Raw genomic sequence first — 22,406 nt, forward strand, 5'->3', positions numbered from 1 at the left:
TTTATACAAATTTTACATTATAGAACTTCTGGAGCAAGAGAAACGATTTTCATGAAACTATTGTCACGTAATTCACGAGCAACAGGTCCAAAAATACGTGTTCCACGTGGGCTCTTATCGTCACGGATAATTACACATGCGTTTTCATCAAAACGAATGTAAGAACCGTCAGGACGACGCATACCACGTTTTGTACGGACAACAACAGCCTTAACGACTTCACCTTTTTTAACAACGCCTCCTGGTGTTGCCTGTTTAACTGTACAAACGATGATATCACCGATGTTTGCAGTTTTACGGCCAGAACCACCTAGGACTTTAATTGTTAGCACTTCACGAGCACCTGAATTGTCAGCGACTTTTAAACGAGATTCTTGTTGAATCATGTACGGTACCTCCCTTCGGAATTAGCTTAATCCGAACTATATTAAATGATTACTGCTTTTTCTACTACTTCTACAAGACGGAAGCGTTTAGTAGCTGAAAGTGGACGAGTTTCCATGATACGTACTACGTCGCCTGCTTTAGCTTCGTTTAGCTCGTCATGAGCTTTTAACTTTTTAGAGTATTTCACGCGTTTACCGTATAAAGAATGCTTTTTATAGGTTTCTACAACTACTGTAACTGTTTTATCCATTTTGTCGGATACTACGCGTCCAGTGTAGATTTTGCGTTGGTTGCGTTCGCTCATTCTGCAAACCTCCATTCATTATCGATTAGTGACACCGATCTCTCTTTGACGAACAACTGTTTTCATACGAGCAATCGATTTGCGAACTTCACGGATGCGAGCTGTATTTTCAAGTTGTCCAGTAGCTAACTGGAAACGAAGATTAAATAGTTCTTCTTTAAGAGATTTTAGTTTTTGTTCAATTTCAGCAGTGGTTAGATCTTTGATTTCATTAGCTTTCATTTGTTTCACCACCAATTTCCTCTCTTTTTACAAACTTGCATTTGATTGGAAGTTTGTGTGCTGCAAGGCGCAATGCTTCTCTTGCCACCTCTTCAGATACACCAGAGATTTCAAACATAACTTTGCCCGGTTTAACAACTGCTACCCAACCTTCAGGAGCACCTTTACCGGAACCCATCCGTACTTCAAGCGGCTTAGCTGTGTAAGGTTTGCTTGGGAAGATTTTGATCCAAACTTTTCCTCCACGTTTCATATAACGAGTCATCGCAATACGAGCTGCTTCGATTTGACGGTTCGTGATCCAGGAAGCTTCTTGAGCTTGAAGTCCAAATTCTCCGAAATGAACTTCAGTGCCGCCCTTAGCCATCCCTCTCATCTTACCGCGGTGTTCACGACGGTATTTTACGCGTTTTGGCAATAACATATTATTTTCCTCCTTCCTCAGATTTCTTCTTAGTAGGAAGAACTTCTCCACGGTAGATCCAAACTTTCACGCCTAGCTTACCGTAAGTAGTATCTGCTTCAGCATGAGCATAATCTATGTCAGCACGAAGTGTGTGAAGTGGAACTGTTCCTTCGCTGTAATGTTCAGCACGAGCAATATCAGCACCGCCAAGACGACCAGAAACTTGTGTTTTGATTCCTTTTGCGCCAGAACGCATAGTGCGTTGAATAGCTTGTTTTTGAGCACGACGGAATGAAACACGGTTTTCTAATTGACGAGCGATGTTTTCAGCAACCAATTTTGCGTCAAGATCTGCTCTTTTAATTTCAATGATATTGATATGAACTCTTTTGCCAGTCAGCTGGTTCAAAGCTTTACGTAGTGCTTCGACTTCAGTACCGCCCTTACCGATAACCATTCCTGGTTTAGCAGTGTGAACTGATACATTGATGCGGTTAGCAGCACGTTCGATTTCAACCTTGGATACAGAAGCATCATTTAAGCGTTTCGCAATATATTCACGAACTTTAATGTCTTCATGCAAAAGAGTAGCGTAGTCTTTATCAGCGTACCATTTGGATTCCCAATCACGGATGATCCCGATACGCATACCGATAGGATTTACCTTTTGACCCACAGATTACCCCTCCTTCTTTTCTGATACAACGATTGTAATATGACTAGTACGTTTGTTTATTGCACTCGCACGACCTTGAGCGCGAGGACGGAAACGTTTTAATGTTGGTCCTTCGTTAACGTATGCTTCTGAAACGACTAGGTTATTAATATCCATTTCGTAGTTGTGTTCTGCATTTGCAATAGCAGATTTCAGAATTTTTTCTACGACTGGAGAAGCAGATTTTGGTGTTAAGCGAAGAATCGCTACTGCTTCACCTACTTGTTTTCCTCGAATTAAATCTGCGACTAAACGCACTTTACGAGGAGCAATACGAACTGTTTTAGCGACAGCTTTAGCTTGCATGAGATGCCCTCCTCTCATTAACGTCTTGTTTTCTTGTCATCACTTGCGTGACCTTTATAAGTGCGTGTAGGCGCGAATTCGCCTAGTTTGTGACCTACCATATCTTCTGTAACATAAACCGGCACATGCTTACGACCGTCATAAACGGCGATTGTGTGTCCGATGAATTGCGGGAAGATTGTTGAGCGACGAGACCAAGTTTTTACTACCTGTTTCTTGTCAGCTTCATTTAATTTTTCAACTTTTACCAATAAATGATCATCAACAAAAGGCCCTTTTTTTAAGCTACGACCCATGCGAGTACCTCCCTTCGTGACTGTTCTACGGTTCTATATATGAACCGTAGCTCAATCCCGTTATTTTTTACGACGACGTACGATAAATTTATCGGATTTATTTTTCTTCTTACGAGTTTTGAATCCAAGAGTAGGTTTACCCCATGGAGACATTGGTGATTTACGTCCGATTGGTGCTTTACCTTCACCACCACCGTGTGGGTGATCATTCGGGTTCATTACAGATCCACGAACTGTTGGGCGTTTACCTAACCAACGGTTACGGCCAGCTTTACCAATGTTGATAAGTTCATGTTGTTCATTACCAACTTGACCGATTGAAGCACGGCAAGTAGCAAGAATCATACGAACCTCACCTGAGTTTAAACGTACAAGTACATAACGACCTTCTTTACCAAGTACTTGAGCAGATGTTCCTGCTGAACGGACTAATTGTCCACCTTTTCCTGGTTTAAGTTCGATGTTATGAATTACTGTACCAACTGGGATGTTAATAAGAGGTAGTGCGTTACCCACTTTGATGTCAGCTTCTGGACCTGACATAACTTCCAAACCTACTTCTAGGTTTTTCGGAGCTAGGATATAACGTTTTTCTCCATCAACGTAATTAATTAATGCAATGTTTGCAGAACGATTTGGATCGTACTCAATAGTAGCAACGCGTCCTGGTATACCATCTTTATTCCGTTTGAAATCGATGATACGGTATTGACGCTTGTGGCCGCCACCTTGATGACGAACTGTTAACTTACCTTGGTTATTACGGCCGCCTTTGCTGTGTAAAGGAGCAAGTAATGATTTTTCCGGTTTGTCTGTAGTGATCTCAGCAAAATCCGAAGTTGTCATATTACGTCGACCGTTAGAGGTAGGTTTATACTTCTTAATCGCCATTTGTATTTCCCTCCTTCTCTAATGAATTAAGCTTCGAATAGCTCGATTTCTTTGCTGTCAGCAGTTAATTTAACAATAGCTTTACGGCGCTTGTTAGTATAGCCTGCATGTTTGCCCATGCGTTTGAATTTACCTTTGTAGTTCATGATGTTTACTTTCTCAACTTTAACGCCGAAAATTTCTTGAACAGCATCTTTAACTTGAGTTTTATTAGCTCTAACATCAACTTCAAAAGTATATTTCTTTTCAGCCATTACGTCTGAAGAGCGTTCAGTGATTACGGGGCGCTTAATGATATCGCGTGCATCCATTATGCAAGCACCTCCTCTACTTTTTCGACAGCTGATTTAGTCAAGATCAATTTGTTGTGTGAAACAACATCAAGAACGTTAAGACCATCAGCTTCAACTACAGTAACACCAGGGATGTTACGTGCAGAAAGAGCAACTTTCTCATCTAAACCGTCAGTAACGACTAACGTTTTAGTATCAACAGAAAGGTTTTTAAGTACCGCTACAAACTCTTTTGTTTTTGGAGCTTCGAAAGACAAACTTTCAAGTACCAAAATGTTCTCTTCCAATGCCTTTGCAGACAATGCAGATTTAATAGCTAAACGACGTACCTTTTTAGGTAGCTTGTAAGCGTAAGATCTTGGAGTAGGTCCAAAAACAACGCCACCGCCACGCCATTGTGGAGAACGGATAGAACCTTGACGCGCACGTCCAGTTCCTTTTTGTTTCCAAGGTTTACGTCCACCGCCTGCAACTTCAGAACGGTTTTTAACTTTATGAGTTCCTTGACGTAAGGAAGCTCGTTGCATGATGATTGCTTCAAATAACACATGATTATTAGGTTCGATACCAAAGATGGATTCATTTAGTTCGATGTCGCCAACTTGTGAACCTGTTTGGTTGAACAATGTAACTTTTGGCATTCTATTGCTCCTCCTTTCTCAGAAATTACTTTGCTTTAACAGCAGTTTTAACTTTGATCAATGCTTTTCTAGCACCAGGTACATTACCTTTGATCAATAGTAGGTTGCGTTCAACATCAACTTTAACGATAGCTAAGTTTTGAACAGTAATTTGTTCTCCACCCATACGTCCTGGTAATAGTTTACCTTTGAATACGCGGTTTGGAGCTACAGGACCCATTGAACCTGGGCGACGGTGGTAACGAGAACCATGAGACATAGGTCCGCGAGATTGTCCATGACGCTTGATAGAGCCTTGGAAACCTTTACCTTTTGAAATTCCTGATACATCTACTAAATCGCCTTCAGCGAAAATACTAACATTGACTTCTTGACCGATCTCATATTCAGTAAGATCCGTTCCGCGGAATTCGCGAATGAAGCGCTTAGGAGTAGTATTTGCTTTTTCAACATGGCCCTTTTCAGGTTTGTTAGAAAGCTTTTCACGTTTGTTTTCAAAACCAACTTGAACTGCTTCATAGCCATCAGTTTCAACAGTTTTCTTTTGAAGAACCACGTTATTAGCAGCTTCGATAACTGTTACCGGAATAAGTTCACCGTTTTCAGCAAAAACTTGAGTCATACCGATTTTTCTTCCTAAGATTCCTTTGGTCATAAGTCACACCTCCTAGAGTAATTGTTCATATTTATATGAATTATAATTTGATTTCAATGTCAACGCCTGATGGTAAATCTAAACGCATCAATGAATCAACTGTTTGTGGAGTTGGATTAACGATGTCGATTAGACGTTTATGCGTACGCATTTCGAATTGTTCACGAGAATCTTTGTATTTATGAACCGCACGTAGGATCGTATATACCGATCTTTCAGTAGGTAATGGAATTGGACCAGATACAGCCGCACCAGAACGTTTTGCAGTTTCAACAATTTTCTCAGCAGATTGATCAAGAATTCTGTGATCATATGCTTTTAAACGAATACGAATTTTTTGTTTTGCCATAATTTTCCCTCCTTTTCGCCTATTTTAAAATAGACCTTCTCAATGGAAATTTCCCACACACTCGCCATGGCAAAGCGGCCGGGTGTGTCAGCAACCTTCCATATCATCGCAGTCAAAGACCAACATTGTCTATTATACATAAAACACAAGTAGAATGCAAGTTAAACTTAGATTTTTCTTGTGCAACACACTTTTATTATTATACATACTATCACAAGTATTTACAAGTACATTCTACATGGTCTTTCATATCCATTTTCTTCAATTCGAAAATCTTCATGAAACTTAATAAATTCACTAATTTTTTTATCGATATTATAGAAGAAAAAAATAAATAACCTTTAGAAAATAGAAAAGAAGCAGATGGCGTCCCATCTGCTTCTCCCGGAAGGCGTCCCTTCCAATATTGTTTTATGAATCAATTACTCTGTGATTGTAGCAACTACGCCAGCGCCTACAGTACGTCCACCCTCACGGATAGAGAATTTAGTACCTTCTTCGATAGCGATTGGAGCGATAAGTTCTACAGTCATTTCGATGTTGTCTCCCGGCATAACCATTTCTACGCCTTCAGGAAGGTTACAAATACCAGTTACGTCAGTTGTACGGAAGTAGAACTGAGGACGGTAGTTTGTAAAGAATGGAGTGTGACGTCCACCTTCTTCTTTAGAAAGAACATAAACTTCAGCTTTGAACTTTGTGTGTGGAGTGATTGTACCTGGTTTAGCAAGTACTTGTCCACGTTGGATATCTTCACGGGATACACCACGAAGTAGTGCACCGATGTTGTCACCAGCTTCAGCATAGTCAAGAAGTTTACGGAACATTTCAACACCAGTTACTGTTGTTGGTTTAGACTCTTCGTTGAAACCGATGATGTCAATAACGTCACCGACTTTAACTTGTCCACGCTCAACACGACCAGTTGCAACTGTTCCACGACCAGTAATTGAGAATACATCCTCAACTGGCATCATGAATGGTTTTTCAGTGTCACGAGTTGGTTCTGGGATATACTCGTCAACAGCTGCCATTAATTCATGAATTTTTTCTTCCCAAGCAGCGTCTCCTTCAAGAGCTCTTAGTGCAGATCCTTTGATAACTGGAATGTCATCGCCAGGGAAATCGTATTCAGATAGAAGATCACGGATTTCCATTTCTACTAATTCAAGAAGTTCTTCGTCATCAACCATGTCGCATTTGTTCATGAATACTACAAGGAATGGTACACCTACTTGACGTGAAAGAAGGATGTGCTCACGAGTTTGTGGCATTGGGCCATCAGCAGCAGATACTACTAGGATACCGCCGTCCATTTGTGCAGCACCTGTGATCATGTTTTTAACATAGTCAGCATGTCCTGGGCAGTCAACGTGTGCATAGTGACGAGTAGCTGTTTCATACTCAACGTGTGCAGTAGAGATTGTGATACCACGTTCTCTTTCTTCTGGAGCACCATCAATTTGGTCATAAGCGCGAGCTTCTGCGCCACCAGATTTAGCAAGTACAGTTGTGATTGCAGCTGTTAGAGTTGTTTTACCATGGTCAACGTGACCAATTGTTCCAACGTTAACGTGCGGTTTTGAACGATCAAATTTAGCTTTTCCCATTAGGAATTCCTCCTTAAAATTATAAATAAAAGATTAAGTATATAGGGCTGTGAAAGAAGACTAATTCTTCCATCACAGCTTACATAAGATAGTTATACTTTAATAAGAGATGAAAATCAATTATTCACCTTTATTTTTTTTGATGATTTCTTCAGAAATGCTCTTAGGTACTTCTTCATAATGATCGAAGTGCATAGAGAATGTTCCGCGTCCTTGAGTGTTAGAACGTAAAGATGTAGCATATCCGAACATTTCGGATAGTGGAACCATCGCTTTAACCATTTGTGTGTTACCGCGAGCTTCCATACCTTCTACACGACCACGACGAGATGTGATATCCCCCATGATGTCGCCTAGGTAATCTTCTGGAATAACTACTTCTACTTTCATGATTGGTTCAAGGATAACCGGCTTACATTTAGATGCAGCATTTTTAAGTGCCATTGATGCAGCAATTTTAAATGCCATTTCGTTGGAGTCAACGTCATGGTAAGAACCGTCAAATAATTTTGCTTTGATGTCAACTAGCGGGTAACCAGCAAGTACACCACGGTCAAGTGAATCAACTAATCCAGCTTGTACAGCAGGGATGTATTCACGTGGTACTACACCACCGACAATAGCATTTTCAAATTCGAATCCTTTACCTTCTTCGTTTGGACCAAATTCAATCCATACGTGTCCGAATTGTCCACGACCACCTGATTGGCGAACGAATTTACCTTCAACTTTAGCTGAACCACGGAAAGTTTCACGGTATGCTACTTGAGGAGCACCGACGTTAGCTTCCACTTTAAATTCGCGACGCATACGGTCAACAAGGATGTCCAAATGAAGTTCACCCATACCAGCGATAATCGTTTGACCAGTTTCTTGGTCAGTATGCGCACGGAATGTTGGATCTTCATCTTGTAGCTTTTGTAAAGCTTGACCCATTTTGTCTTGGTCTGCTTTGGATTTCGGTTCAACTGACAGTGAGATAACTGGCTCTGGGAATACCATGGATTCAAGAATTACTTGGTTCTTGTCGTCACATAGAGTATCCCCAGTTGTAGTATCTTTCAAACCAACAGCAGCAGCGATATCCCCTGCGTATACAGTTGAGATTTCTTCACGGCTGTTTGCATGCATTTGAAGGATACGTCCAATACGTTCACGTTTACCTTTTGTTGAGTTGATTACATAAGATCCTGATTCTAATGTACCTGAGTACACGCGGAAGAATGTAAGTTTACCAACGTAAGGATCAGTCATAACTTTAAACGCTAAAGCGGAGAACGGTTCAGAATCATCTGAATGGCGTTCTACTTCATCTTCTGTATCCGGTAGAGTACCTTTAATAGCCGGCACGTCTAATGGAGATGGAAGGAAGTCGATAACGTTATCAAGCATTAATTGAACACCTTTGTTTTTGAAAGCTGATCCACAGATAACTGGGAAGAATTCAACGTTAACAGTTGCTGTACGAATAGCTGCTTTCAATTCAGCAATGCTGATTTCTTCGCCGCCAAGGTATTTTTCCATTAAGTCTTCATTAACTTCTGCTACTGCTTCAATTAACTTTTCACGGTATTCTTCAGCTAATTCCCGATGTTCTTCAGGAATTTCACCAACAGTGATATCAGTTCCTAGATCATTGGCATAGAAATGAGCTTTCATTTCAATAAGGTCAATGATTGCAGAGAATTGATCTTCAGCACCGATTGGTAACTGAACCGGGTGAGCATTAGCTTGTAGACGATCGTGGATTGTTCCAACTGAATATAGGAAATCCGCACCGATTTTGTCCATTTTATTTACGAATACGACACGTGGTACACCATAAGTTGTAGCTTGGCGCCAAACTGTTTCAGTTTGAGGCTCAACACCTGATTGGGCATCAAGTACTGCTACAGCTCCATCAAGTACGCGCAAAGAACGTTCAACTTCAACTGTGAAGTCTACGTGTCCCGGTGTATCGATGATGTTTACACGGTGACCTTTCCACTGTGCAGTTGTTGCAGCGGAAGTGATCGTGATTCCGCGTTCTTGTTCCTGTTCCATCCAGTCCATTTGTGAAGCACCTTCGTGCGTTTCACCAATTTTGTGGATTTTACCAGTGTAATATAGAACACGTTCTGTTGTTGTCGTTTTACCAGCATCGATGTGAGCCATGATACCGATATTACGAGTGTTTGCTAAGGAGAACTCTCTTGCCATTTGTCTTTCTCCTTCCTTCTATAAGGATTTTATAGTGATTAATCTTACCAGCGATAGTGAGCGAAAGCTTTGTTAGCTTCAGCCATTTTGTGTGTATCTTCACGTTTCTTAACTGCTGCTCCAGTATTGTTAGCAGCATCCATGATTTCATAAGCTAAACGCTCTTCCATCGTTTTTTCTCCACGAAGGCGAGAGTAGTTTACTAACCAACGAAGTCCTAGAGTCGATTTACGGTCTGGACGCACCTCAACTGGTACTTGGTAGTTAGCTCCACCCACACGGCGTGCTTTTACTTCTAATACAGGCATGATGTTTTTAAGTGCTTGATCGAAAACTTCGATTGGCTCATTGCCAGTACGTTCTTTGATTAAATCAAATGCAGAGTAAAGAATTTTTTGTGATTTACCTCTTTGTCCATCAACCATTAATTTGTTGATTAAGCGAGTCACAAGTTTTGAATTATAAATTGGATCTGGTAATACGTCTCTTTTCGTTACAGGTCCTTTACGAGGCATTATATTTCCTCCTTTCAAGAAAGTTCAATTTTTGTTTAAGATTATTTTTTAGCTGCTTTCGGACGCTTAGTACCGTATTTAGAACGGCCTTGCATACGATTGTTAACTCCAGCAGTATCAAGAGCACCACGTACGATATGGTAACGTACCCCTGGTAAATCTTTTACACGACCGCCACGGATAAGAACCACGCTGTGTTCTTGTAGGTTGTGACCGATACCTGGGATATAAGCTGTTACCTCGATACCGTTTGTTAAACGTACACGCGCATATTTACGTAACGCGGAGTTTGGTTTTTTCGGTGTCATAGTACCCACACGAGTGCAAACACCACGTTTTTGCGGAGATGATACGTTAGTTTGTGCTTTTTTAAAGCTGTTGTAGCCTTTGTTAAGTGCTGGAGATTTTGAATTAACCTCTTTAGACTCGCGTCCTTTACGCACTAATTGATTAATAGTAGGCATTACATTTTTCCTCCCTTCACGTTTTCATTTCTAGTACCACACATCCAGGTGGTTCATAAATGGGTAAAAACAAAGTCTTTGCAAATATAATTGCAAAAACATTTTTACTTTTTAATGGCAACAGTTGCTGCTCCGACATCAATACCACATGCTTTGCCAAGCATTCTCATCGAATCAACATATGTGATAGGAACATCCAATTCTTTGGCGGTCTCAACGACACGCCCAGTCAAGTATATATCTGCATCATCAGCGATGATAACTTCTTGAATTAAATTGTTTTTAAGAGCTCTAACTGCTTGTTTCGTCCCTATAATCACTGACTTTGCCTGTATTACTTTTTCATAAGACATGGTCCATATCCTCCAAAGTTACAGGGTAACATAGGAGCACCTTTGCTATAGTATCATTATTAGTCGGATACTGTCAACTTCTTTCAAGAAAATAATTTCAGCAAAAGGTTTTCCTTACATAATTCTATTAAGATAATCAATTTGCCTAAAGGGAATATTTCAAATCCTCATACGGCTTTTCAGTCAGCCATGAGTAATAAGAGAGACCAGCTCAATAAATTCTGATCCTTCAGCTCCAATAGGAAACAGGAGTGCGGTTTTCAGTTTAAATTATTGAGCTGGTCCTTTTTCCTTTAATCCACTGTTACTGTATCGGCACTTTCGTCACCAACAACGACAGGATTTGCTTTTCTGTATCTAAGCATTCCCGTTCCTGCAGGGACAAGTTTACCGATGATAACATTTTCTTTAAGTCCAAGCAATTCATCACGTTTTCCTTTTATTGCTGCATCAGTCAAGACTCTGGTTGTTTCTTGGAATGACGCGGCGGACAAGAAGGAATCCGTTTCAAGTGATGCTTTTGTGATACCTAGCAATACAGGGCGGCCTGTAGCTGGTAATTTGTTAGTCAGCAATGCATCTGTGTTTGCAGTAGTGAACTGATTAACATCCAATAATGTTCCTGGAAGCACTTCAGTTTCGCCTGCATCAAGCACACGGACTTTACGCATCATTTGTCTAACCATTACCTCGATATGTTTATCACCGATCTCAACACCTTGCATCCGGTATACTTTTTGAACTTCATGAAGCAGGTATTCCTGAACAGTAAGCACGTCTGTAACCTTCAGCAATTCTTTCGGATCGATGGAACCCTCTGTTAACTCTTCACCACGACGGACAGGAGTATCAACAGTTACTCTTAAACGGGCTGTGTATGGTGCAGTATATGTGCGTGATTCAACTGCACCTTGAACAACGATTTCCTGTTGTTTATCCCGAATTTCATTAATCGAAACAACTGTTCCTTCGATTTCGGAAATGACAGCTTGACCTTTAGGATTTCTCGCTTCAAATATTTCTTGGATACGAGGAAGACCTTGAGTGATATCATCCCCAGCAACCCCACCTGTATGGAATGTACGCATCGTCAACTGTGTACCAGGTTCTCCGATTGATTGAGCGGCAATGATACCGACTGCTTCGCCCACTTCAACTTCTTGACCTGTAGCCAGGTTGCGTCCATAACATTTTTTACATACACCATGGCTGGTGTTACATGTAAAGGCAGAACGGATCCATGCTGTTTCAATTCCAAGTGATTCAATATAATTAGCAAGATCTTCAGTAATAAGATCATTTTCAGCCACGATTACTTCATTTGTTTCTGGATGTTTGATCGCTTTTCTTGCATAACGGCCAACCAGGCGCTCTTCAAGATGCTCAATTATTTCAGTGCCCTCTCTCAAGGCTGAAATTTTCAAGCCGCGGTCGGTTCCACAATCGTCATCACGGATGATAACATCTTGGGCAACGTCAACAAGTCGACGGGTAAGGTAACCGGAATCGGCTGTTTTAAGTGCTGTATCGGCAAGACCTTTACGCGCACCATGTGTAGAGATGAAGTACTCCAACACTGTTAAACCTTCACGGAAACTTGATTTGATCGGTAATTCAATGATACGTCCAGCCGGGTTGGCCATCAAACCACGCATACCCGCAAGCTGCGTAAAGTTGGAAGCATTACCACGGGCACCGGAGTCACTCATCATGAAGATTGGGTTGCGTCGGTCCAATGAGTCCATAAGTTTGGACTGAATGGTATCCTTGGCAGCACTCCAAATTGAAATGACGCGATCATAACGCTCATCCTCAGTAATTAGACCACGTCTGAATTGTTTCAAGACGTTATCCACTTTGGTTTGAGCTTCAGAAATGATTTCTTGTTTTTCTTTTAAAACGACAATATCAGCCACACCAACGGTAATACCAGCTTTTGTCGAATATTTGAATCCAAGATCTTTCATCCGGTCAAGCATTTTGGATGTTTCGGTAATTTTAAAACGTTTAAAGACTTCCGCAATGATATTTCCAAGAATTTGTTTCTTGAAAGGATCAATAGCAGGTTGAGCATTAATCAATTCAGGGATATTAGCGCCTTTTTCCACAAAATATTTCTCTGGAGTTTTCGTTTCCAAATTATATCGTGTTGGTTCGTTAATATACGGGAATGATTTTGGTAAAATTTCATTGAAGATCAATTTACCGACAGTGGTAATTAGAAGTTGGCCGTTTTGTTCTTCAGTGAATGTTTCATTATTTAGTGACGATGCATGCACAGCACAACGGGAATGCAAGTGTACATATCCGTTTTGGTATGCAAGTAATGCTTCACTTGTATCTTTAAAGATCATACCTTCACCGATAGCGCCTTCTCTTTCCAATGTTAAGTAATAGTTACCTAATACCATATCTTGTGAAGGTGTAACGACAGGTTTACCATCTTTAGGGTTCAAAATGTTCTGTGCTGCAAGCATAAGCATGCGTGCTTCGGCTTGGGCTTCAGAAGATAGAGGAACGTGGACCGCCATTTGGTCACCGTCAAAGTCAGCGTTGTAAGCTGTACATACGAGCGGATGCAAACGAATTGCGCGACCTTCAACCAACGTTGGTTCAAATGCTTGGATACCAAGTCTATGAAGTGTCGGTGCACGGTTCAATAGTACTGGGTGTTCTCTAATAACTTCTTCTAGTACATCCCATATTTCAGGAGATAAACGTTCAATTTTACGCTTAGCTGATTTAATGTTATGCGCTAGACCTCTTTGAACAAGCTCCTTCATAACGAATGGTTTGAATAATTCAATCGCCATTTCTTTCGGAAGACCACATTGGTACATCTTTAAGTTTGGTCCGACTACGATAACGGAACGGCCAGAATAATCAACACGTTTACCAAGAAGGTTTTGACGGAAACGTCCTTGTTTACCTTTTAACATGTGAGATAAAGATTTTAACGGACGGTTACCAGGTCCAGTTACCGGACGGCCGCGACGGCCATTATCGATAAGAGCATCGACGGCTTCTTGCAGCATACGCTTCTCGTTTTGAACGATAATGCTTGGTGCTCCAAGATCCAGTAATCTTTTCAACCGATTATTACGGTTGATAACACGGCGATATAAATCATTTAGATCAGATGTGGCAAAACGCCCTCCATCAAGTTGAACCATAGGACGAAGTTCCGGTGGAATGACCGGAAGCACGTCAAGAATCATCCATGAAGGCTCATTTCCGGAGTTACGGAATGCTTCAAGCACTTCCAAGCGTTTGATTGCACGGGTTCTGCGTTGTCCTTGAGCTGTTTTAAGCTCCTCTTTCAACGACTCTACTTCCTTTTCCGTATCTATATCTTGTAAAAGTTTTTTAATAGCTTCCGCACCCATTGCAGCTTGGAACTTCTTACCGTATTTCTCACGGTATGTACGATATTCCTTTTCAGAAAGAAGCTGTTTCTTTTCTAAAGTTGTATCGCCCGTTTCAGTTACTACGTAAGATGCAAAGTAAATAACTTCTTCCAATGCCCGTGGAGACATGTCAAGTACAAGACCCATACGGCTTGGGATCCCTTTAAAGTACCATATGTGTGAAACTGGAGCTGCCAGCTCAATATGACCCATACGCTCACGACGCACCTTAGCACGAGTGACTTCAACACCACAACGGTCACAGACTACGCCTTTATAACGAACACGTTTATATTTTCCGCAATGACATTCCCAGTCCTTTTGAGGTCCAAAAATTCTCTCACAGAATAAACCGTCTTTTTCTGGCTTTAACGTACGATAGTTGATTGTTTCTGGTTTTTTAACTTCTCCATGGGACCAAGAACGAATCTTGTCTGGTGAAGCAAGACCAATTTTCATATACTCAAAATTATTAACGTCTAACAAGGGGCCTACCTCCCTTTTAATCTCCAGGTTTAACCCTTGATTGCCGTCAAATATCAGGCAATCTTACACCGGATGATGGTTGATTGAATCAATAAGGCTCTAACAAGGCAGCATGATCTTCAAAGGAACATCTTGCTGCCAGTCAGAGCGGGTAATAAATAACTAGATATGTTTATAATTTTATTCTTTGACAGGTGCCCCTACTTCGGAAGCGACCATATCTTTAGTTTCTGAATCAAGGCTTATTTTGTCTGCTTGGTTGGCTTCTTCTTCATCTTCCAAATCACGCATTTCGATTTCACGATCTTCGGCATTAAGAATTTTAACATCCAATCCTAAACTTTGAAGCTCCTTAATCAATACTTTGAAGGACTCAGGAACGCCTGGTTCAGGGACATTTTCACCTTTGACAATCGCTTCGTAAGTTTTAACACGACCTACGACATCATCTGATTTAACGGTTAGGATTTCTTGTAATGTATAAGCAGCACCATAAGCTTCAAGTGCCCATACTTCCATCTCACCGAAACGCTGTCCACCAAATTGCGCTTTACCACCAAGTGGCTGTTGCGTAACAAGGGAGTAAGGTCCAGTGGAACGTGCATGAAGTTTATCATCGACCATATGTGCCAGTTTGATCATATACATGACACCAACTGATACACGGTTATCAAATGCTTCACCTGAGCGGCCATCATAAAGGACAGTTTTTGCATCACGGGACATCCCGGCTTCTTCAATCGTACCCCAAACATCTTCCTCAGTGGCACCATCGAATACAGGAGATGCTACATGAATGCCAAGTGCGCGTGCAGCCATACCTAAGTGAAGCTCCAACACCTGACCGATGTTCATACGTGAAGGTACACCCAATGGGTTTAACATGATGTCGACTGGAGTGCCATCTGGTAAATAAGGCATATCTTCTTCAGGAAGGATCCTGGAGATTACCCCTTTGTTACCATGTCGTCCAGCCATTTTATCGCCTTCATGGATTTTACGTTTTTGAACGATATATACACGTGCTAATTGGTTTACACCAGGAGGCAGTTCATCGCCGTCTTCTCTATTGAATACTTTAACATCAAGAACGATTCCGCCGCCGCCGTGAGGTACACGAAGTGATGTATCCCTTACTTCACGTGCTTTTTCACCGAAGATTGCATGTAATAGACGTTCCTCAGCAGTCAGTTCCGTGACACCTTTAGGCGTGACTTTACCAACGAGAAGGTCTCCATCTTTCACTTCAGCACCCACACGGATTATTCCTCGCTCATCTAGATTACGAAGCGCATCTTCCCCTACGTTAGGGATATCACGTGTGATTTCTTCAGGTCCTAATTTTGTATCGCGTGATTCAGATTCATATTCTTCAATATGAATAGAAGTGTACACATCATCCTTAACCAATCGTTCACTCATGATGATGGCATCTTCATAGTTATATCCATCCCATGTCATGAAGGCTACCAATACGTTACGTCCAAGTGCCAACTCACCTTTTTCCATTGAAGGACCATCAGCAAGAATTTCACCTTTTACAACGTTGTCGCCAACACTTACGATAGGGCGTTGATTATAGCACGTTCCTTGGTTAGAACGAATGAATTTTAATAGACGGTACTTATCAATGTTTCCTTTTACTTGCTGTCCGTCAACCTCACTTACCCTACGTACCCATACTTCACGTGATTCAACGTGCTCTACGATACCAGGGTGTTTACAGATTACAGCAGCACCGGAGTCTTTCGCTGAAACATACTCCATACCCGTTCCGACTCGAGGGGCTTCCGGTTGCAGCAAAGGCACTGCTTGACGTTGCATGTTCGCTCCCATAAGGGCACGGTTGGAGTCATCATTCTCCAAGAAAGGAATACATGCTGTCGCAGCAGATACAACCTGTTTAGGAGATACATCCATGTAATCGACGCGGTCACGCGGAACAACGGTATTTTCACCGCGGAAACGTGCAACAACATCATTATCAAGGAATGATCCGTCATCTGATAGACGTACATTCGCTTGGGCAACTACATAATTATCTTCCTCATCAGCTGTTAAGTAATCGATTTGACTTGTAATTTTGCCTGTTTCAGGGTCCACACGGCGATATGGTGTTTCAATGAAGCCATATGGATTAACCTTTGCAAAACTGGATAATGAGTTAATCAAACCAATATTCGGTCCCTCAGGCGTTTCAATCGGACACATGCGGCCATAGTGGGAGTAATGAACGTCACGTACTTCAAAGCCAGCACGCTCACGTGTCAGACCACCAGGTCCCAATGCAGATAGACGACGTTTATGCGTCAATTCAGCCAACGGGTTCGTTTGATCCATGAATTGGGAAAGCTGTGAGCTTCCAAAGAACTCTTTAATGGATGCAATGACTGGTCGAATGTTGATTAGTTGCTGTGGAGTGATTGTATTCGTATCCTGAATGGACATTCTTTCACGAACGACACGTTCCATACGGGATAAACCAATTCTAAACTGGTTTTGCAGCAATTCACCAACGGAACGCAGACGACGGTTACCTAAATGGTCAATGTCATCCGTGATTCCCACACCATGCAATAAGTTAAAGAAATAACTGATGGAAGAAATGATATCAGCCGGAGTAATGTTTTTGACCTGGTCGGTCACATAGGCATTACCGATGATATTGATCACTTTTTCGCCTTCAGCATCGTTTGGTGCAAACACTTTAATAGGTTGAAGAAGAGTTTCTTCCTCTACTACACCACCTGATGGATGGAATGTTTTGAATCCGATTCCACCTTCGATATGAGGCAGAATCCTATCAAGGGTACGACGATCAAGCATTGTACCTTTTTCAACGATGATTTCACCTGTTTCAGGATCAATCAAAGTCTCTGCAATACGTTGTCCGAATAAACGGTTCTTAATATGCAGTTTTTTGTTTATTTTATAACGGCCTACATTAGCTAAATCATACCGTTTCGGATCAAAAAAGCGTGATACTAAAAGACTTTTGGCGTTTTCGACAGTAGGCGGTTCACCTGGGCGTAGACGCTCATAGATTTCTAGTAATGCTTTTTCTACACTCTCGGTGTTATCCTTTTCAAGAGTGTTGCGAAGATATTCGTTGTCTCCGATTAAATCGATGATTTCTTGATCTGTTCCGAATCCAAGGGCACGCATCAATACCGTAATCGGTAATTTCCTGGTGCGATCGATTCTAACATACACAACATCCTTGGCGTCTGTTTCATATTCGAGCCATGCGCCACGGTTAGGAATAACGGTCGCAGAGAATCCAAGCTTACCGTTTTTATCCATTTTCCCATTGTAGTAAACACTCGGTGAGCGCACTAATTGGGATACAATTACCCGTTCAGCACCATTGATGACAAATGTACCTGTTTCAGTCATCAGCGGGAAGTCGCCCATAAATACATCCTGGTCTTTCACTTCCCCTGTTTCTTTGTTAACAAGGCGCACTTTCACACGAAGTGGTGCAGAATACGTAACATCGCGTTCTTTTGTTTCTTCCACAGAATACTTCGGCTCAGCTAAGCTGTAATCGATGAATTCTAACGATAAATTACCTGTAAAATCCTCAATAGGAGAAATATCCTGGAACATTTCTTTTAAACCTACATCTAGAAACCATTGATAAGAAGCTGTTTGAATTTCAATCAGGTTCGGAAGATCCAAAACCTCACTAATTCTTGCATAACTTCTACGTTGGCGGTGTCGTCCATACTGAACAAGTTGACCTGTCAACTGATTCACCCCTTAAATCAAGCGTTATAAGGATCCATTTGCCTCGGAAAAGGAATCATTTCCATAGACAAAAAGAAAATGGTTTTTATTTTAAAAACCACTATTTCTCATAAAACGAACTATTATTTATATATTTTTCCCATATTATCCATTGGTTATACACCAATGGTATAAAAATTGCATAGTTACGGAATTATATATATGCATTTTATAATACTAACATAGCGAAAATTTAGAGTCAAACCTTTTTGGCTAATAGTATATAGTAACCTTTTTTCTTAACGGGCACTTCAATATTTCCAAATAATTGCTCCATTTTATCCATTGCGGATGGAGCCCCTTGTTTTTTTTGAATGACAACCCATAATTCTCCACCAGCTACCAAACTGCGATAGCTTTCTTCTAAAATTTCGTGGACTACACTTTTACCTGCGCGAATGGGAGGGTTCGTAAGAATCGCCGCGAATTGATTGGAGCCAACTTTGTCAAAACGATCACTTTCGTAAATCTTCACATTTGCAATCCCATTGGAAGCGGCATTCTCTTTTGACAATTCAACTGCCCGGCTATTTATATCAATCATTTCTATCGCTCTATCGGGATAAGCTGCCGCAATCGATATTCCGATTGGTCCATAACCGCAACCAACATCGAGAATATCTCCTTCCACAGCTTCATTAAGGTTAAAACTCTCAACCAAAAGACGCGATCCGAAATCAACTTCCTTTTTCGAAAAAACACCATTATCACTTTTGAAGCGAAAGGCACGTCCCTTTAATGTGAAATCCCAAAATTTCGGATTGCTTACGACATCCGGTTTATGTGAGTAGTAATGCTCTGTCAGAGTCATCTCCCCCTATCAGAAAGGAATATTGAAGATTTAATGAGAGAAGAGAATTGAAGAATGGATGCTTGCACGCCGGAATGTCCGAATAACGAAATCCTCGTTATTAAATCATTAACGGCCAGTTTTCATCATTTCTTTAAAAATGATGAAAAAAAGCCCGCCAGTGATAGCGAGCTTTTTGTTTATGCAAGATTACTTAACTTCAACGCCAGCTCCAACTTCTTCAAGTTTAGCTTTAACTTCTTCAGCTTCTTCTTTAGAAGCGCCTTCTTTGATTGCTTTTGGAGTGTTGTCAACAAGTTCTTTTGCTTCTTTAAGTCCAAGACCTGTTACTTCACGTACAGCTTTGATAACTTTGATTTTTTGATCTCCAGCAGATGTAAGGATTACATCAAACTCAGTTTGCTCTTCAGCAGCAGCGCCACCAGCAGCAGCTACAGCTACAGGTGCAGCAGCAGTTACGCCAAATTCTTCTTCGATTGCTTTTACAAGGTCGTTTAATTCTAAAACAGTCATGTTTTTAACTGCTTCTAAGATTTGATCTTTAGTCATTTTTATTTCCTCCTCGAAATGGTTGGTTTTTTTTGAATCAATAGGCTAAATAAGCGGTTAGCTTACGCGCCTTGTTCTTCTTTTTGATCTGCAACTGCTTTTGTAGCAATAGCAAGTCCGCGCATAGGTGCTTGTAGCACGCTGAGTAACATTGAAAGTAGGCCTTCGCGTGAAGGTAGTTCTGCAAGAGCTTTAATTTCTTCAGCAGTTGCAACATTTCCTTCGATAACTCCAGCTTTGATTTCTAAAGCTTCATGTTTTTTCGCAAAATCGTTAAGGATTTTTGCTGGCGCAATAACATCTTCAGTTGAGAATGCAATTGCGTTTGGTCCTGTTAATGATTCGTTCAAAGCGCTAAGTTCAGCACTTTCCGCAGCACGGCGAGTCATAGAGTTTTTGTAAACTTTAAACTCAACGCCAGCTTCACGAAGTTGCTTACGAAGTTCTGTTACTTCAGCAACAGTCAATCCACGGTAGTCAACAACTACTGTTGATTGGCTTGCAGTTAATTTATCAGTAATCTCAGCAACGATTTTTTGCTTTTGTTCAATAATTGCGTTCATCCTTACACCTCCTGTAGATTTGCTTGAAAACATTTATACCGTTTCAAAGAAAAAGCCTTCATCTCTATTGCAGACATGAAGGCAGTAATTTCAAAAGTCATAGTCAGTGACTATTATTATCGAATTACCTCGGCAGGGAATTAAGCTCGTAACGAGCACCTACTGTCTACGGTACAAATGATATTCATTTATTCACAACAAAACTTATTATAACAATAATAGTTTTGGAATGTCAATTATTTATTGAAAGTAGAAGAATCAACTTTCACGCCAGGGCCCATTGTAGTTGTTACAGAAACGTTTTTCATGTAAGTTCCTTTAGCAGCCGCAGGTTTAACTTTCATTAATGTATCATAGATAGTAGTGAAGTTTTCCACTAGTTTAGCATCCTCGAAAGATACTTTACCGATTGGAGCATGGATGTTTCCAGCTTTATCTACGCGGTATTCAACTTTACCAGCTTTGATTTCATTAACAGCTTTTGTTACGTCGAATGTTACTGTGCCAGTTTTAGGGTTAGGCATTAATCCTTTAGGTCCTAATACACGGCCAAGTTTACCAACTTCACCCATCATGTCTGGAGTCGCAACGATTACATCGAATTCGAACCATCCTTGTTGGATTTTGTTGATGAAGTCAGATTCGCCAACGTAGTCAGCACCAGCAGCTTCAGCTTCTTTTGCTTTTTCGCCTTTAGCGAACACTAATACGCGTTGAGTTTTACCAGTACCATTCGGCAGAACAACAGCTCCACGAATTTGTTGGTCAGCTTTCTTAGGGTCTACGCCTAAACGGAAAGCCACTTCAACAGTCGCATCGAATTTTGCGAAGTTTGCTTTTTTAGCAACTTCGATTGCTTCAGTTACAGCATAAGCCTTAGAAACTTCTACAAGCTTAGCTGCTTCAAGATACTTTTTACCTTTTTTCGCCATGATATAAATCCTCCTAAATTGTGGTTTTAACGGAATGACCTCCCACGAATAAAGGTTGCGAGTATCAATCGCAACCCCGTAGAAACAAATAGCAATTACATGGATTAGTCTTCGATGACAATACCCATGCTGCGAGCAGTACCTTCAACCATACGCATTGCAGCTTCAACGCTTGCAGCGTTTAGGTCAGGCATTTTAGTTTCAGCAATCTCGCGCACTTGATCACGCTTGACTGTAGCAACTTTTTTACGGTTAGGTTCACCAGAACCAGACTCGATACCAGCTACTTTCTTAAGCAATACTGCAGCCGGTGGAGTTTTTGTAATGAATGTAAATGAACGGTCTTCAAATACCGTGATTTCAACAGGAATAATTAGACCAGCTTGATCTGCTGTACGAGCGTTGAACTCCTTACAGAATCCCATGATGTTTACACCAGCTTGACCTAATGCAGGACCGACTGGCGGTGCAGGATTCGCTTTACCAGCAGGAATTTGCAATTTAACCATTTTAATTACTTTTTTAGCCACGAGACACACCTCCTTATAAGTCCGTGATGTGGTAATAGGGTAATACCCTCCCACTCATCTTGAATTCTTTATATATTAATAAAGAATGCTTGTATCGTTGAGGCCTAAAAATTGAAACATACTGACCTTTGAAATTTTACCACTTTCAAAAGGCAATTTCAAGTTTTTTTCCGTTTATAATTTTTCCACTTGATTAAAATCAAGTTCAACCGGTGTATCACGACCGAACATATTGACTAGGACCCTTACTTTCCCTTTGTCTTTATCAAGTTCTTCAATCGGCCCTGCAAAGGTTGCAAATGGTCCTTCTTTAACTTGAACCGTATCACCGAGTTCAAAATCAACTTCGATTTTACTTTCATCCACGCCCATTCGTTTAAGAACAACTTCAATTTCTTCCGGCAGCAATGCAGTCGGTTTTGACCCAGCTCCAGATGAACCTACGAAACCTGTTACGCCAGGCGTATTCCGGACAACATACCATGAATCATCCGTCATGATGATCTCAACCAATACATAACCTGGAAACACTTTCTTTTTGGTCACTTTCTTTTTGCCATCTTTCACTTCTGTTTCTTCTTCTTCTGGAACTACAACGCGAAAGATCTTGTCTTCCATCCCCATAGTTTCAACACGTTTTTCCAAGTTAGCCTTAACTTTGTTCTCATAACCTGAATAGGTGTGAACTACATACCAATTCTTTTCCATGTGTTAGGACTTTAACGTCCTTCCC

At 41.0% G+C, this 22,406-nt stretch carries 25 protein-coding genes and 1 other annotated feature; all 25 genes read right to left on the reverse strand.

The genetic code is table 11. The annotated features are described in order from the left end of the window. Window positions 1-17: 17 nt before the first annotated feature. The 25 genes from rplN to nusG all read right to left on the reverse strand — a co-directional run bounded on the left by rplN (window position 18) and on the right by nusG (window position 22,381). Window positions 18-386, reverse strand: coding sequence for a 50S ribosomal protein L14 (gene rplN / locus QFZ73_RS10550; protein WP_034305005.1), 369 nt, complete (start codon window positions 384-386; stop codon window positions 18-20). A gap of 41 nt (window positions 387-427) precedes the next feature. Next, the gene (rpsQ, locus tag QFZ73_RS10555) at window positions 428-691 is read right to left on the reverse strand and encodes a 30S ribosomal protein S17 (RefSeq protein WP_034305007.1); all 264 of its coding nucleotides are present in this window, start codon (window positions 689-691) and stop codon (window positions 428-430) included. 18 nt (window positions 692-709) lie between these two features. Continuing rightward, window positions 710-913, reverse strand: coding sequence for a 50S ribosomal protein L29 (gene rpmC, locus QFZ73_RS10560; protein WP_034305010.1), 204 nt, complete (start codon window positions 911-913; stop codon window positions 710-712). Continuing rightward, window positions 903-1,337 carry a 50S ribosomal protein L16 gene (gene rplP / locus QFZ73_RS10565; RefSeq protein ID WP_034305012.1) on the reverse strand — a complete coding sequence of 145 codons (435 nt, stop codon included), beginning with the start codon at window positions 1,335-1,337 and terminating at the stop codon, window positions 903-905. Before rplP ends, rpmC begins: the two co-directional genes overlap by 11 nt. 1 nt (window position 1,338) lies before the next feature. Beyond that, window positions 1,339-1,995: a 30S ribosomal protein S3 gene (rpsC, locus tag QFZ73_RS10570; RefSeq protein WP_063235795.1), complete on the reverse strand. Its 657-nt coding sequence runs from the start codon at window positions 1,993-1,995 to the stop codon at window positions 1,339-1,341. A gap of 3 nt (window positions 1,996-1,998) precedes the next feature. Beyond that, a complete protein-coding gene (gene rplV, locus QFZ73_RS10575; protein ID WP_034305017.1) occupies window positions 1,999-2,340 on the reverse strand; it encodes a 50S ribosomal protein L22 in 342 nt (113 codons plus the stop codon). A 17-nt stretch (window positions 2,341-2,357) separates the two neighbouring features. After that, window positions 2,358-2,636 (reverse strand): 30S ribosomal protein S19, encoded by a 279-nt coding sequence (gene rpsS / locus QFZ73_RS10580; protein WP_034305018.1) that lies wholly within the window; start codon window positions 2,634-2,636, stop codon window positions 2,358-2,360. Between the two features lie 60 nt (window positions 2,637-2,696). Continuing rightward, the gene (gene rplB, locus QFZ73_RS10585) at window positions 2,697-3,527 is read right to left on the reverse strand and encodes a 50S ribosomal protein L2 (RefSeq protein WP_034305021.1); all 831 of its coding nucleotides are present in this window, start codon (window positions 3,525-3,527) and stop codon (window positions 2,697-2,699) included. Between the two features lie 26 nt (window positions 3,528-3,553). Further along, on the reverse strand, window positions 3,554-3,838 hold the full coding sequence (gene rplW / locus QFZ73_RS10590; protein ID WP_057915217.1) for a 50S ribosomal protein L23: 285 nt from the start codon (window positions 3,836-3,838) through the stop codon (window positions 3,554-3,556). Beyond that, window positions 3,838-4,461, reverse strand: a complete 624-nt coding sequence (rplD, locus tag QFZ73_RS10595) for a 50S ribosomal protein L4 (protein ID WP_034305025.1) — start codon at window positions 4,459-4,461, stop codon at window positions 3,838-3,840. Before rplD ends, rplW begins: the two co-directional genes overlap by 1 nt. 25 nt (window positions 4,462-4,486) lie before the next feature. Then, entirely contained in the window at window positions 4,487-5,116 is a 630-nt protein-coding gene (gene rplC, locus QFZ73_RS10600; RefSeq protein ID WP_034305028.1) for a 50S ribosomal protein L3, read from the reverse strand. A gap of 40 nt (window positions 5,117-5,156) precedes the next feature. Next, a complete protein-coding gene (gene rpsJ / locus QFZ73_RS10605; protein WP_019244375.1) occupies window positions 5,157-5,465 on the reverse strand; it encodes a 30S ribosomal protein S10 in 309 nt (102 codons plus the stop codon). A 422-nt stretch (window positions 5,466-5,887) separates the two neighbouring features. Then, window positions 5,888-7,075 carry an elongation factor Tu gene (gene tuf, locus QFZ73_RS10610; RefSeq protein WP_307265911.1) on the reverse strand — a complete coding sequence of 396 codons (1,188 nt, stop codon included), beginning with the start codon at window positions 7,073-7,075 and terminating at the stop codon, window positions 5,888-5,890. A 120-nt stretch (window positions 7,076-7,195) separates the two neighbouring features. After that, window positions 7,196-9,274, reverse strand: coding sequence for an elongation factor G (fusA, locus tag QFZ73_RS10615; RefSeq protein ID WP_061440380.1), 2,079 nt, complete (start codon window positions 9,272-9,274; stop codon window positions 7,196-7,198). A gap of 44 nt (window positions 9,275-9,318) precedes the next feature. Then, window positions 9,319-9,789, reverse strand: coding sequence for a 30S ribosomal protein S7 (rpsG, locus tag QFZ73_RS10620; protein WP_048677878.1), 471 nt, complete (start codon window positions 9,787-9,789; stop codon window positions 9,319-9,321). Window positions 9,790-9,830: 41 nt separating this feature from the next. Beyond that, window positions 9,831-10,253, reverse strand: coding sequence for a 30S ribosomal protein S12 (gene rpsL / locus QFZ73_RS10625; protein ID WP_034305038.1), 423 nt, complete (start codon window positions 10,251-10,253; stop codon window positions 9,831-9,833). Between the two features lie 104 nt (window positions 10,254-10,357). Beyond that, window positions 10,358-10,606 (reverse strand): 50S ribosomal protein L7ae-like protein, encoded by a 249-nt coding sequence (locus tag QFZ73_RS10630; RefSeq protein WP_034305040.1) that lies wholly within the window; start codon window positions 10,604-10,606, stop codon window positions 10,358-10,360. Between the two features lie 293 nt (window positions 10,607-10,899). Further along, complete coding sequence (gene rpoC, locus QFZ73_RS10635; RefSeq protein WP_251436456.1) at window positions 10,900-14,499, reverse strand: DNA-directed RNA polymerase subunit beta'; 3,600 nt, start codon at window positions 14,497-14,499, stop codon at window positions 10,900-10,902. A 180-nt stretch (window positions 14,500-14,679) separates the two neighbouring features. Continuing rightward, entirely contained in the window at window positions 14,680-18,249 is a 3,570-nt protein-coding gene (gene rpoB / locus QFZ73_RS10640) for a DNA-directed RNA polymerase subunit beta (RefSeq protein ID WP_251436457.1), read from the reverse strand. 238 nt (window positions 18,250-18,487) lie between these two features. Beyond that, on the reverse strand, window positions 18,488-19,093 hold the full coding sequence (locus QFZ73_RS10645; RefSeq protein WP_251436487.1) for a class I SAM-dependent methyltransferase: 606 nt from the start codon (window positions 19,091-19,093) through the stop codon (window positions 18,488-18,490). 195 nt (window positions 19,094-19,288) lie between these two features. Continuing rightward, entirely contained in the window at window positions 19,289-19,648 is a 360-nt protein-coding gene (gene rplL / locus QFZ73_RS10650) for a 50S ribosomal protein L7/L12 (protein WP_053349071.1), read from the reverse strand. Between the two features lie 62 nt (window positions 19,649-19,710). Continuing rightward, the gene (rplJ, locus tag QFZ73_RS10655) at window positions 19,711-20,211 is read right to left on the reverse strand and encodes a 50S ribosomal protein L10 (protein ID WP_251436459.1); all 501 of its coding nucleotides are present in this window, start codon (window positions 20,209-20,211) and stop codon (window positions 19,711-19,713) included. A gap of 39 nt (window positions 20,212-20,250) precedes the next feature. After that, window positions 20,251-20,401, reverse strand: a sequence feature (ribosomal protein L10 leader region). Window positions 20,402-20,447: 46 nt separating this feature from the next. Beyond that, the gene (gene rplA, locus QFZ73_RS10660) at window positions 20,448-21,143 is read right to left on the reverse strand and encodes a 50S ribosomal protein L1 (RefSeq protein ID WP_307265917.1); all 696 of its coding nucleotides are present in this window, start codon (window positions 21,141-21,143) and stop codon (window positions 20,448-20,450) included. 104 nt (window positions 21,144-21,247) lie between these two features. Further along, window positions 21,248-21,673 (reverse strand): 50S ribosomal protein L11, encoded by a 426-nt coding sequence (gene rplK, locus QFZ73_RS10665; RefSeq protein ID WP_063235791.1) that lies wholly within the window; start codon window positions 21,671-21,673, stop codon window positions 21,248-21,250. 174 nt (window positions 21,674-21,847) lie between these two features. After that, window positions 21,848-22,381: a transcription termination/antitermination protein NusG gene (gene nusG / locus QFZ73_RS10670; RefSeq protein ID WP_063235790.1), complete on the reverse strand. Its 534-nt coding sequence runs from the start codon at window positions 22,379-22,381 to the stop codon at window positions 21,848-21,850. Window positions 22,382-22,406: the final 25 nt, after the last annotated feature.

This window comes from Peribacillus sp. V2I11 (assembly GCF_030817135.1).
Taxonomy (GTDB): Bacteria; Bacillota; Bacilli; order Bacillales; family DSM-1321; genus Peribacillus; species Peribacillus simplex.